Below are 12270 nucleotides of genomic sequence, written 5' to 3'. Positions count from 1 at the left end.
GCCGACCGTCACCCGGAGATTGGACATGACTGCGCTCTACATGATCATCGGTACCCTGATTGCGTTGGGTGTGCTGGTCACCTTCCACGAGTTCGGCCACTTCTGGGTGGCGCGGCGTTGCGGGGTCAAGGTGCTGCGTTTCTCGGTGGGCTTCGGCACACCGCTGCTGCGCTGGCATGACCGCCAGGGCACCGAATTCGTAGTCGCGGCGATTCCCCTGGGCGGCTACGTCAAGATGCTCGACGAGCGCGAGGGCGATGTGCCACCTGCGCTGCTCGAACAAGCGTTCAATCGCAAGTCGGTGCGCCAGCGCATCGCCATTGTCGCCGCCGGTCCGATCGCCAACTTCCTGCTTGCCATCCTGTTCTTCTGGGTGGTCGCCATGCTCGGTTCGCAGCAGGTGCGACCGGTCATCGGCGCGGTGGAGGCGGGCAGCCTGGCGGCAACCGCCGGTCTGAATGTTGGCCAGGAAATTGTTTCCATCGATGGCGAGCCGACCACCGGTTGGTCTGCGGTCAACTTGCAACTGGTGCGCCGCCTTGGCGAGAGCGGCACCCTGCGGGTGGGGGTGATCGACGAGGGCGCGACCAGCGAGCGCCAGCATGACATCCAGCTTAGCCACTGGCTCAAGGGTGTCGATGAGCCCGATCCGATCCAGTCCCTTGGCCTGCGCCCATGGCGCCCGGCGGTCGCGCCGGTACTGGCCGAGATCGATCCCAAGGGGCCGGCGGCGGCCGCTGGGCTGAAGACCGGCGACAAGCTGCTGGCCCTGGACGGCGTGGCCCTGGCCGACTGGCAGCAAGTGGTCGACGCGGTGCGCGCCCGCCCGGAGCGCCAGGTGAGCCTGCGTGTCGAGCGTGACGGCGCCACGCTCGAGGTGCCGGTGACGCTGGCCCGCAAGGGCGAAGGGCAGGCCTCCGGTGGCTACCTGGGGGCGGGCGTCAAGGCCACGCAGTGGCCGGCGCAGATGCTTCGCGAGGTCAGCTATGGGCCGTTGGAAGCGGTTGGCGAGGGGCTTTCCCGCACCTGGAACATGAGCGTCCTGACCCTCGAATCGCTGAAGAAAATGCTGTTCGGGGAGCTCTCGGTAAAAAACTTGAGCGGACCGATAACCATTGCTAAAGTGGCGGGCGCTTCAGCCCAGTCGGGCGTCGGGGATTTCCTGAATTTCCTGGCCTATCTGAGCATAAGCCTGGGGGTTCTGAACTTGCTGCCCATCCCAGTACTGGATGGGGGGCATTTGCTGTTTTACCTGATCGAGTGGGCGCGCGGTCGTCCGCTCTCGGATCGGGTGCAGGGTTGGGGGGTCCAGATCGGTATCAGTTTGGTCGTCGGGGTGATGTTGCTCGCCCTGATCAACGATCTGGGTCGACTATAAAAAGCTTCGCTCAATCGCGAAAACCTGCCGCCTTGCCGCGGCGGGTTGTTTATTGCCAGTTGGAATAAAAGGACTTCATGAAACGTCTGCTGCTAACTGCGGTGCTCTCCGCACTGATGATCGCTGAAGTTCACGCCGAGTCCTTCACCATCTCCGATATTCGTGTCAACGGCTTGCAGCGGGTCTCCGCCGGCAGCGTGTTCGGCGCCTTGCCGCTGAACGTCGGCGACCAGGTCGACGACCGCCGCCTGGTCGATTCGACCCGCTCGCTGTTCAAGACCGGCTTCTTCCAGGACATCCAGCTGAACCGCGACGGCAATGTCCTGATCATCAACGTGGTCGAGCGCCCGTCGGTGTCGAGCATCGAGATCGAAGGCAACAAGGCGATCAGCACCGAAGACCTGATGAAAGGCCTGAAGCAGTCGGGCCTGGCCGAAGGCGAGATCTTCCAGCGCGCGACCCTCGAAGGCGTGCGTAACGAACTGCAGCGCCAGTACGTGGCCCAGGGCCGCTACTCGGCCGAGGTCGACGCCGAGGTCGTGCCGCAGCCGCGCAACCGCGTCGGCCTGAAGATCAAGATCAACGAAGGCACCGTGGCCGCGATCCAGCACATCAACGTGGTGGGCAACACGGTCTTCGACGACGAGACCCTTGGCCAGCTGTTCGAGCTCAAGACCACCAACTGGCTGTCGTTCTTCAAGAACGACGACAAGTACGCCCGTGAAAAACTCTCCGGTGACCTGGAGCGCCTGCGTTCCTACTACTTGGACCGTGGCTACATCAACATGGACATCGCTTCCACCCAGGTGTCGATCACCCCGGACAAGAAGCACGTCTACATCACCGTCAACATCAACGAAGGCGAGAAGTACACCGTTCGCGACGTGAAGCTGTCCGGTGACCTCAAGGTGCCGGAAGACCAGGTCAAGTCGCTGCTGCTGGTACAGCCGGGCCAGGTGTTCTCGCGCAAGGTGATGACCACCACGTCCGACCTGATCACCCGTCGCCTGGGTAACGAAGGCTACACCTTCGCCAACGTCAACGGCGTGCCGCAGGCGCACGACGAAGACCACACCGTCGATATCATGTTCGTCGTCGACCCGGGCAAGCGCGCCTACGTCAACCGCATCAACTACCGCGGCAACACCAAGACCGAAGACCAGGTGCTGCGTCGCGAGATGCGCCAGATGGAAGGCGGCTGGGCCTCGACCTACCTGATCGACCAATCCAAGACCCGCCTCGAGCGCCTGGGCTTCTTCAAGGAAGTCAACGTCGAGACCCCGCCGGTGCCAGGCACCGACGACCAGGTCGACGTCAACTACAGCGTCGAGGAGCAGGCTTCCGGTTCGATCACCGCCAGCGTCGGCTTCGCCCAGAGCGCCGGCTTGATCCTCGGTGGCTCGATCAGCCAGAGCAACTTCCTGGGTTCGGGTAACAAGGTCTCCATCGGCCTGACCCGTTCGGAATACCAGACCCGCTACAACTTCGGCTTCGTCGACCCCTACTTCACCGCCGACGGTGTGAGCCTGGGCTACAACGCCTTCTATCGCAGCACCGACTACGACGACCTCGACGTTGACGTGGCCAGCTATGCGGTGGACAGCCTCGGTGCCGGCGTCAGCCTCGGCTACCCGATCAGCGAAACCTCGCGCCTGACCTACGGCCTGACCGTGCAGCAGGACAAACTGAAGACCGGGCGCTACACCGTCGATGAGATCTTCAAGTTCATCCAGGACGAAGGCGACAGCTTCCTGAACTTCAAGGCCTCGATCGGCTGGTCCGAGTCGACCCTGAACAAGGGCGTGCTGGCTACCCGTGGTCACTCGCAGAGCCTGACCCTGGAAACCACCGTGCCGGGCAGCGACCTGTCGTTCTACAAGCTCGACTACCGTGGCCAGCTGTTCAAGCCAATCAACAACGACTACACCCTGCGCCTGCACACCGAACTGGGCTATGGTGATGGTTTCGGCTCGACCTCTGGCCTGCCGTTCTATGAAAACTACTACGCGGGCGGCTTCAACTCCGTACGCGGCTTCAAGGACAGCACCCTCGGCCCACGCAGTACGCCGAGCCGCGGTGCCGCCGTTACCGGTAACCAGGGCACCATCGCCGACCCGGACCAGGATCCGCTGCCGTTCGGTGGTAACGTCCTCGTCCAGGGTGGTGTCGAGCTGCTGTTCCCGTTGCCGTTCGTCAAGGACCAGCGCTCGCTGCGCACTTCCGTGTTCTGGGATGTGGGTAACGTGTTCGACACCAATTGCGGTTCCAAGCCCGATTGCACCAAGGTCGGTTTCTCGGACATGGCCAGCTCCGTCGGTCTGGGCGTGACCTGGATCACCGCGCTGGGCCCGTTGAGCTTCAGCCTGGCGATGCCGATCAAGAAGCCGGACGACGCCGACACGCAAGTGTTCCAATTCTCTCTGGGCCAGACCTTCTAAGGTCGGCCCTTGCATAACGACAACGGATTATCCAGGAGTGCATCGTGCGTAAGTTGACTCAACTGGCCCTCGTGGCCGCGGCGCTGGTCGCCACCCCGGCTTTCGCCGAAATGAAGGTCGCCGTGCTGAACTATCAGATGGCGCTGCTGGAATCCGACGCGGCCAAGAAGTACGCCGTCGACGCCGAGAAAAAATTCGGCCCGCAACTGACCAAGCTCAAGGGCCTGGAAAGCAGCGCCAAGGGCATCCAGGACCGCCTGATCAAAGGCGGCGACAAGATGCCTCAGCCAGAGCGCGAGCGTCTGGAGCTTGAGTTCAAGCAAAAGGCCCGTGACTTCCAGTTCCAGTCCAAGGAACTCAACGAAGCCAAGGCCGTGGCCGACCGTGACATGCTCAAGCAGCTCAAGCCGAAGCTCGATGGCGCCGTGGAAGAAGTCATCAAGAAGGGTGGCTTTGACCTGGTACTCGAGCGTGGCGCGGTAATCGATGTCAAACCGCAGTACGACATCACCCGCCAGGTGATCGAGCGTATGAACCAAGCGCGTTGATATGACCGTGACGATGACACTCGGCCAACTGGCCGAGGCCCTCGGGGCCAGCCTCAAGGGCCCCGAGGCGCTGGAAATCACCGGGCTGGCCACCTTGCAGGAGGCCGGCCACGGTCAGTTGAGCTTCCTGGCCAACAAGCAGTACCGCAAATTCCTGGACGAGAGCCAGGCCAGCGCGGTGCTGCTCAAGGCCGAGGATGCCGAAGGCTATGCTGGCAACGCCCTGATCGTGCCTGATCCCTACCTGGCCTACGCACGCATTTCGCACCTGTTCGATCCAAAACCCAAGGCTGTGGCGGGAATTCATCCCAGCGCCGTGGTGGCGGATGACGCACAGGTCGACCCCAGCGCCAGCATCGGCCCGTTCGCGGTGATCGAAAGCGGTGCGCGTATCGCTGCCAGCGTGACCGTCGGCGCCCACTGCTTCATCGGTGCTCGCTGCGTGATCGGCGAAGGTGGCTGGCTCGCCCCGCGGGTAACGCTGTACCACGATGTGACCATCGGCAAGCGCGTGGTGATTCAGTCCGGCGCGGTGATCGGCGGTGAAGGCTTCGGCTTCGCCAACGAGAAAGGCATCTGGCGCAAGATCGCCCAGATCGGTGGCGTCACCTTGGGTGACGACGTCGAGATTGGCGTCAACACCGCGGTGGATCGCGGCGCGCTGTCGGATACCCGCATCGGTGACGGCGTCAAGCTCGACAACCAGATCCAGATCGCCCATAACGTTCAGGTCGGCGACCACACGGCGATGGCGGCCTGTGTCGGTATTTCCGGCAGTACCAAGATCGGCAAGCATTGCATGATCGCCGGTGGCGTCGGGATGGTCGGTCATATCGACGTTTGCGATAACGTATTCGTCTCCGGAATGACCATGGTGACCCGCTCGATTACCGAGCCGGGTGGCTACTCGTCCGGCACGGCCATGCAACCACTGGCCGAATGGCGCAAGAGCGCCGCGCGTATCCGCCAGTTGGACGAGATGGCCAAGCGTCTCGGGCAGCTGGAAAAACGTGTCGACACCGTGACCTCGGATGGCCAGCCGACATCAGAAGGCTGATACCTTTTTCCGAGCGAGCGTGAGCAGTCGCTGGCCGGCGTCTCTGTGCATCGGCACGAGGCGCCAGTTGCCAGCCCCTGCGCTCCCTATTCTTATTACAGGCTTCCCCCCGAAATGATGGACATCAACGAGATTCGCGAATACCTGCCTCACCGTTACCCGTTCCTGCTGGTGGACCGGGTCACGGATCTGGACTTCGAGGCCCAAAGCATTCGTGCCTACAAGAATGTCAGCATCAACGAGCCGTTCTTCAATGGCCACTTCCCGGCGCATCCCATCATGCCGGGCGTGCTGATCATCGAGGCGATGGCCCAGGCGGCCGGAATTCTCGGATTCAAGATGCTCGACGCAAAACCTGCCGACGGCACCCTCTACTACTTCGTCGGCTCCGACAAGCTGCGCTTCCGCCAGCCGGTGCTGCCGGGCGACCAGTTGGTGCTGGAAGCCAAGTTCCTCAGCCGCAAGAGCATGATCTGGAAGTTCGAGTGCCGCGCCCTGGTCGACGGCAAGCCCGTCTGCTCGGCAGAGATCACCTGCGCGGAACGTTCCCTATGAGTTCGATTGACCCTCGGGCGATCATCGACCCCTCGGCCAAGCTGGCCGACGGCGTCGAGGTCGGCCCCTGGTCGATCGTAGGCCCCGATGTGGAAATCGGGGAGGGCACCGTCATCGGTCCGCACGTGGTGCTCAAGGGGCCGACCCGCATCGGCAAGCACAACCGCATCTACCAGTTCTCCTCGATCGGCGAAGATACCCCTGACCTGAAGTACAAGGGTGAGCCGACGCGCCTGGTGATCGGTGATCACAACGTGATCCGCGAGGGCGTCACCATTCACCGCGGCACCATCCAGGACCGTGCGGAGACCACCCTGGGCGATCACAACCTGATCATGGCCTATGCCCACATCGGCCACGACAGCGTGATCGGCAACCATTGCATCCTGGTCAACAACACCGCGCTGGCTGGCCATGTGCATGTCGGTGACTGGGCGATCCTCTCCGGCTATACCCTGGTGCACCAGTACTGCCACATTGGCGCCCACGCCTTCTCCGGCATGGGCACTGCCATCGGCAAGGACGTGCCGGCCTACGTCACCGTGTTCGGCAGCCCCGCCGAGGCGCGCAGCATGAACTTCGAAGGCCTGCGCCGTCGTGGCTTCAGCGACGAAGTGCTGCATGCGCTGCGCCGTGCCTACAAGATCGTCTACCGTCAGGGCCTGACCGTCGAAGAGGCGCTCAAGGAGCTGGACGAGTTGGTCAAGCAGTTCCCGCAAGTCGATGTGTTCCGCCAGTCGATCGCCAACTCCGCCCGCGGCATCACCCGCTGACATGGCCCAGCTCTGTGTTGCGCTGGTCGCGGGCGAGGCCAGCGGCGACATTCTGGGCTCCGGCTTGATGCGTGCCATCAAGGCCCGTCACCCCGATGTGCGGTTCATCGGTGTCGGCGGCCCCTTGATGGAAGCCGAGGGCATGACCTCCTACTTCCCCATGGAGCGCCTGGCGGTCATGGGCCTGGTGGAAGTGTTCGGGCGCCTGCGCGAACTGCTCAAGCGGCGCAAGCTGCTGATCCAGACGTTGATCGACGAACGGCCCGATGTGTTCATCGGTATCGATGCCCCCGACTTCACCCTCAATATCGAACTCAAGTTGCGCCAGGCCGGGATCAAGACCGTGCACTACGTCAGCCCATCGGTCTGGGCCTGGCGGCAAAAACGCGTGCTGAAGATTCGCGAGGGCTGCGACCTGATGCTCACCCTGCTGCCCTTCGAGGCGCGCTTCTATGAAGAGCAGGGCGTGCCGGTACGCTTCGTTGGCCACCCGCTGGCCGATACCATCCCCCTGGAGGCCGACCGCAACATGGCGCGCGCCGAACTGGGCCTGGGCGAAGGGCCGGTGATTGCCCTGATGCCGGGCAGCCGGGGCGGGGAAGTAGGGCGCCTGGGGGCCTTGTTCCTGGATGCCGCCCAGCGTCTGTGCGAGCTGGTGCCCGGTGCGCGCTTCGTGCTGCCGTGCGCCAATGCCGCACGCCGTGCCCAGATCGAGCAGATGCTCGAAGGGCGGCAGTTGCCGCTGACCCTGCTCGACGGCCAGTCGCACAAGGCCCTGGCGGCCTGCGACGCGGTGCTGATCGCCTCGGGTACCGCCACCCTGGAAGCGCTGCTGTACAAGCGGCCGATGGTGGTGGCCTACCGCCTGGCACCGCTGACGTACTGGATCCTCAAGCGCATGGTCCGCAGCCCCTACGTGTCGTTGCCGAACTTGCTGGCCCAGCGCCTGCTGGTGCCGGAACTGCTGCAGGGCGCCGCCACCAGCGAAGCCTTGGCGCAGACCCTGGCGCCCTTGCTCAAGGATGGCGTGCAACAGACCGACAGTTTCGACCAGATTCACCGCACCCTGCGCCGCGATGCCTCCAATCAGGCCGCCGACGCGGTGCTCGCCCTGTTGAAGGAGCGCTGACATGCCGATAGGACTGGATTTCAACCTGGTCGAGGACCTGGTGGCCGGCGTCGATGAAGTTGGCCGTGGCCCGCTGTGCGGCGCGGTGGTGACTGCCGCGGTGATCCTCGACCCGAACCGCCCGATCCTGGGCTTGAACGACTCGAAGAAGCTCACCGAGGCTAAGCGCGAGGCGTTGTTCGACGAGATTCGTGAAAAGGCGCTGAGCTTCTGCATTGCCCGGGCCGAGGTCGAGGAAATCGACCGCCTGAATATCCTGCAGGCCACCATGCTGGCCATGCAGCGCGCGGTGGAAGGGCTGCATGTCACGCCGAAGCTGGCCTTGATCGACGGCAATCGCTGCCCGAAACTGGCGGTGCCCGCGGCGCCGGTGGTCAAGGGCGATTCCCAAGTCCCGGCCATTGCCGCGGCCTCGATCCTGGCCAAGGTCACCCGCGACCGCGAGATGAGCGCGTTCGAGCTGATCTACCCAGGTTACGGAATTGGCGGACACAAAGGCTACCCGACGCCGGTGCACCTCGAGGCCCTTGCTCGCCTCGGGCCTACGCCTATTCACCGGCGCTCGTTCGGCCCGGTACGGGCGGCCTGGGAAGCCCGCGAAAGCAATTCCACCTCGTTGATCTGATCTTCGCCATTCATCGCGGGGCAAGCCCGCTCCCACGCAGCCGATTTCAGCACAGGCTTGGCGTGGGAGCGGGCTTGCCCCGCGATGCATCGGCAACCAACCGCTGACCTCGAGGCGAGGCAAGCGAAGAGCAATACGCTACAATCCCGCCCTTGTCGTTCAGCTCTGCTACAGGATCCTCCATGTCGGTCTCCTTCGTTCACCTTCGCGTGCACTCCGAATTCTCCCTGGTCGACGGCCTGGTGCGGATCAAGCCGCTGGCCAAGGCCCTGGCCGGGATGAACATGCCGGCGGTGGCAATCACCGACCAGAGCAACATGTGCTCGCTGGTGAAGTTCTACAAGACCGCCATGGGCGCCGGCATCAAGCCGATCTGCGGCGCCGACCTGTGGCTGGCCGGCGCCGACCCCGAGGCACCGCTGTCGCGCATCTGCTTCCTGGCGATGGACCCCAAGGGCTACCGCAATCTTACCGAGCTGATCTCGCGTGGCTGGACCGACGGCCAGCGCAATGGCCTGGTAATCATCCAGCGTGACTGGATCGCCCCGGCCAGCGAGGGGCTGATCGCCCTGTCCGCAGCCCGGGAAGGCGATATCGGCATGGCCCTGGCCAGTGGTCGTCAGGACGAAGCCGAAGCGCTGCTCGGCGACTGGATGGGCATGTTCCCGGACCGCTTCTACGTCGAGGTGCAGCGCACCAATCGCGCCGGTGACGAAGAGTATGTGCACGCTGCCGTGGCCCTGGCCGACAAGTTCGGCGCGCCGCTGGTGGCGACCAACGATGTGCGCTTCATCAAGCAGTCGGACTTCGATGCCCACGAGACCCGCGTGTGCATCGGCGAGGGCTGGACCCTCGACGATCCGCGGCGCCCGCGCGGCTACAGCGACCAGCAGTACCTCAAGTCCGCCGAGGAAATGGCCGAGCTGTTCAGCGACCTGCCGGACGCCATCGCCAACACCGTGGAAATCGCCAAGCGCTGCAACATCACCGTGCAGCTGGGCAAGTACTTCCTCCCCGATTTCCCCACGCCCAACGGCATGGGCATCGACGACTACCTGCGCCATGTCTCCCACGAAGGCCTGGAGGAGCGCCTGGCGGTGCTCTGGCCGAAGGACACCACGCCCAATTACGAAGAGAAGCGCCAGGTCTACCTGGACCGCCTGAAATTCGAGCTGGACATCATCATCCAGATGGGCTTCCCCGGTTACTTCCTGATCGTCATGGACTTCATCAAGTGGGCCAAGAACAATGACGTTCCGGTCGGCCCGGGCCGGGGGTCGGGTGCCGGCTCGCTGGTGGCCTATGTGCTGAAGATCACCGACCTCGACCCGCTGGCCTACGACCTGCTGTTCGAACGTTTCCTCAACCCTGAACGTATTTCCATGCCCGACTTCGACGTCGACTTCTGCATGGACGGCCGCGACCGAGTGATCGACTACGTGGCCGAAGCCTACGGGCGCAACGCGGTGAGCCAGATCATCACTTTCGGCACCATGGCCGCCAAGGCGGTGGTGCGCGACGTGGCGCGGGTGCAGGGCAAGTCCTATGGCCTGGCCGACCGCCTGTCGAAGATGATTCCGTTCGAAGTGGGCATGACCCTGGAGAAGGCCTACGAGCAGGAAGAGATCCTGCGCGACTTCCTCAAGGGCGACGAGGATGCCCGCGAAATCTGGGACATGGCCCTGAAGCTCGAGGGCGTCACCCGCGGTACCGGCAAGCACGCCGGTGGCGTGGTGATCGCGCCGACCAAGCTCACCGACTTCTCGCCGATCGCCTGTGACGAAGAGGGCGGCGGCCTGGTGACCCAGTTCGACAAGGACGACGTCGAGGCCGCGGGCCTGGTGAAGTTCGACTTCCTCGGCCTGCGCACCCTGACCATCATCAAGTGGGCGATGGAGATCATCAACCGCGAGCAGGCCAAGAAGAACCTGCCCGACGTCAACATCGACTTCATCCCGCTGGACGACCGCAAGACCTACGAGCTGCTGCAAAAAGCCGAGACCACGGCGGTGTTCCAGCTTGAATCGCGGGGCATGAAGGAGCTGATCAAGAAGCTCAAGCCCGACTGCCTGGAAGACCTTATCGCACTGGTGGCGCTGTTCCGCCCAGGCCCGCTGCAATCGGGCATGGTGGACGACTTCATCAACCGCAAGCACGGTCGCGCCGAGCTCGCCTACCCGCACTCCGATTACCAGTACGAAGGCCTCAAGCCAGTACTGGCGCCCACCTACGGCATCATCCTGTACCAGGAGCAGGTGATGCAGATCGCCCAGGTGATGGCCGGCTATACCCTCGGCGGCGCCGACATGCTGCGTCGAGCCATGGGTAAGAAAAAGCCCGAGGAAATGGCCAAGCAGCGCGGTGGTTTCATCGAAGGCTGTGTGGCCAACAATATCGATGCCGATCTTGCCGGTAACATCTTCGACCTGGTAGAGAAATTCGCCGGCTACGGCTTCAACAAGTCCCACTCCGCCGCCTACGGCCTGGTGTCGTACCAGACCGCCTGGCTGAAGACCCACTACCCGGCGCCGTTCATGGCCGCGGTACTGTCGGCGGATATGCACAACACCGACAAGGTGGTGGTGCTGGTCGAGGAAGTGCGCAGCATGAAGCTGCGCCTGGACGCGCCGGATGTGAACTTCTCCGACTTCAAGTTCACCGTGAACAATGACGGGCGCATTGTCTATGGCCTGGGCGCGATCAAGGGCGTGGGCGAGGGGCCAGTGGAGGCCATTGTCGAAGCTCGCGCGCAAGGCGGCCCGTTCAAGGACCTGTTCGACTTCTGTGACCGCATCGACCTCAAGCGGGTCAACAAGCGAACACTCGATGCGCTGATCCGCAGCGGTGCGCTGGACCGCCTGGGGCCGCACTTCCATGACGAGATCAAGGCTTACCAGGCCAATATCGACATCAACCGTGCGACCTTGCTGTCGGCGCTGGGCGAGGCGGTGAAGGCCGCCGAGCAGGCCGCCCACACCGCCGACAGTGGCCACGTCGACCTGTTCGGCAGCATGTTCGACGAGGTGGATGTCGACGTTTACGCCAACCACCGCAAAGTGCGCGAACTGACGCTCAAGGAACGCCTGAAAGGCGAGAAGGACACCCTGGGCCTGTACCTCACCGGCCACCCGATCGATGAGTACGAGGCCGAGATTCGCCGCTTCGCCCGCCAGCGCATCGTCGACTTGAAGCCCGCGCGGGATACCCAGACCATCGCCGGCATGATCATTGCCCTGCGGGTAATGAAGAACAAGAAGGGCGACAAGATGGGCTTCGTCACCCTCGATGACCGTTCTGGACGTATTGAAGCCTCGTTGTTCGCCGATTCGTTCATGGCCGTCCAGGCCCTGTTGCAGACCGATGCCATGGTGGTGGTGGAAGGGGAGGTGAGCAACGACGACTTTTCCGGCGGCCTGCGCCTGCGGGTCAAGACGGTGATGACCATGGAGGACGCGCGGACCAAGCTGGCCGAGAGCCTGCGCCTGAAGATCACCCATGAGGCGCTCAAGGGCGATCGTCTGAGCTGGCTGGGCGAGTTGATCACCCGTCACCGTGGCGGCTGCCCGATCACCCTGGAGTACACCGGCAGCGACGCCAAGGCGATGCTGCAATTCGGCGACCAGTGGTGCATCGACCCCGCCGATGGGCTGATTCAGGCACTGCGTGACCAGTTCGGGCGTGAGAACGTCTTCCTGCAATATCGTTGAAACGACGCATTTTAATCTCGACCTTTATGCGCCTGATCCCTTAAGGTAGGGCGCCAAACG

9 protein-coding genes are annotated in these 12270 nt (G+C 63.4%); all 9 read left to right on the top strand.

Translation table 11 applies throughout. The features are described from left to right. The first annotated feature begins 25 nt into the window (after positions 1–25). The 9 genes from rseP (at position 26) to dnaE (ending at position 12210) form a co-directional block, all read left to right on the top strand. Positions 26–1378 carry a sigma E protease regulator RseP gene (rseP, locus tag HU772_RS18955; protein WP_186660050.1) on the top strand — a complete coding sequence of 451 codons (1353 nt, stop codon included), beginning with the start codon at positions 26–28 and terminating at the stop codon, positions 1376–1378. A 77-nt stretch (positions 1379–1455) separates the two neighbouring features. Then, positions 1456–3816 (top strand): outer membrane protein assembly factor BamA, encoded by a 2361-nt coding sequence (gene bamA / locus HU772_RS18950; protein WP_186660052.1) that lies wholly within the window; start codon positions 1456–1458, stop codon positions 3814–3816. A 44-nt stretch (positions 3817–3860) separates the two neighbouring features. Beyond that, entirely contained in the window at positions 3861–4364 is a 504-nt protein-coding gene (locus tag HU772_RS18945; RefSeq protein WP_023629834.1) for an OmpH/Skp family outer membrane protein, read from the top strand. A gap of 1 nt (position 4365) precedes the next feature. Continuing rightward, entirely contained in the window at positions 4366–5421 is a 1056-nt protein-coding gene (lpxD, locus tag HU772_RS18940; protein ID WP_186660054.1) for a UDP-3-O-(3-hydroxymyristoyl)glucosamine N-acyltransferase, read from the top strand. A gap of 114 nt (positions 5422–5535) precedes the next feature. After that, positions 5536–5976: a 3-hydroxyacyl-ACP dehydratase FabZ gene (gene fabZ, locus HU772_RS18935; RefSeq protein WP_003252314.1), complete on the top strand. Its 441-nt coding sequence runs from the start codon at positions 5536–5538 to the stop codon at positions 5974–5976. Then, positions 5973–6749, top strand: coding sequence for an acyl-ACP--UDP-N-acetylglucosamine O-acyltransferase (lpxA, locus tag HU772_RS18930; RefSeq protein WP_186660056.1), 777 nt, complete (start codon positions 5973–5975; stop codon positions 6747–6749). Before fabZ ends, lpxA begins: the two co-directional genes overlap by 4 nt. Before the next feature lies 1 nt (position 6750). Continuing rightward, entirely contained in the window at positions 6751–7878 is a 1128-nt protein-coding gene (lpxB, locus tag HU772_RS18925; protein WP_186660058.1) for a lipid-A-disaccharide synthase, read from the top strand. A 1-nt stretch (position 7879) separates the two neighbouring features. Beyond that, positions 7880–8503 (top strand): ribonuclease HII, encoded by a 624-nt coding sequence (gene rnhB / locus HU772_RS18920; protein WP_186660060.1) that lies wholly within the window; start codon positions 7880–7882, stop codon positions 8501–8503. A 182-nt stretch (positions 8504–8685) separates the two neighbouring features. Next, positions 8686–12210, top strand: coding sequence for a DNA polymerase III subunit alpha (dnaE, locus tag HU772_RS18915; RefSeq protein WP_186660061.1), 3525 nt, complete (start codon positions 8686–8688; stop codon positions 12208–12210). Positions 12211–12270 lie beyond the last annotated feature (60 nt).

It is taken from the genome of Pseudomonas xantholysinigenes (assembly GCF_014268885.2).
Taxonomy (GTDB): Bacteria; Pseudomonadota; Gammaproteobacteria; order Pseudomonadales; family Pseudomonadaceae; genus Aquipseudomonas; species Aquipseudomonas xantholysinigenes.
The sequence above is the reverse complement of the archived record's forward strand: the minus strand, read 5'-3'. Positions and strand labels throughout refer to the sequence as shown.

Excerpts from the sequence above, each read along its gene's own strand:
- rseP (WP_186660050.1), top strand. The coding sequence starts at position 26 with ATGACTGCGCTCTACATGATCATCGGTACCCTGATTGCGTTGGGTGTG.
- bamA (WP_186660052.1), top strand. The coding sequence starts at position 1,456 with ATGAAACGTCTGCTGCTAACTGCGGTGCTCTCCGCACTGATGATCGCT.
- lpxD (WP_186660054.1), top strand. The coding sequence starts at position 4,366 with ATGACCGTGACGATGACACTCGGCCAACTGGCCGAGGCCCTCGGGGCC.
- fabZ (WP_003252314.1), top strand. The coding sequence starts at position 5,536 with ATGATGGACATCAACGAGATTCGCGAATACCTGCCTCACCGTTACCCG.
- lpxA (WP_186660056.1), top strand. The coding sequence starts at position 5,973 with ATGAGTTCGATTGACCCTCGGGCGATCATCGACCCCTCGGCCAAGCTG.
- lpxB (WP_186660058.1), top strand. The coding sequence starts at position 6,751 with ATGGCCCAGCTCTGTGTTGCGCTGGTCGCGGGCGAGGCCAGCGGCGAC.
- rnhB (WP_186660060.1), top strand. The coding sequence starts at position 7,880 with ATGCCGATAGGACTGGATTTCAACCTGGTCGAGGACCTGGTGGCCGGC.
- dnaE (WP_186660061.1), top strand. The coding sequence starts at position 8,686 with ATGTCGGTCTCCTTCGTTCACCTTCGCGTGCACTCCGAATTCTCCCTG.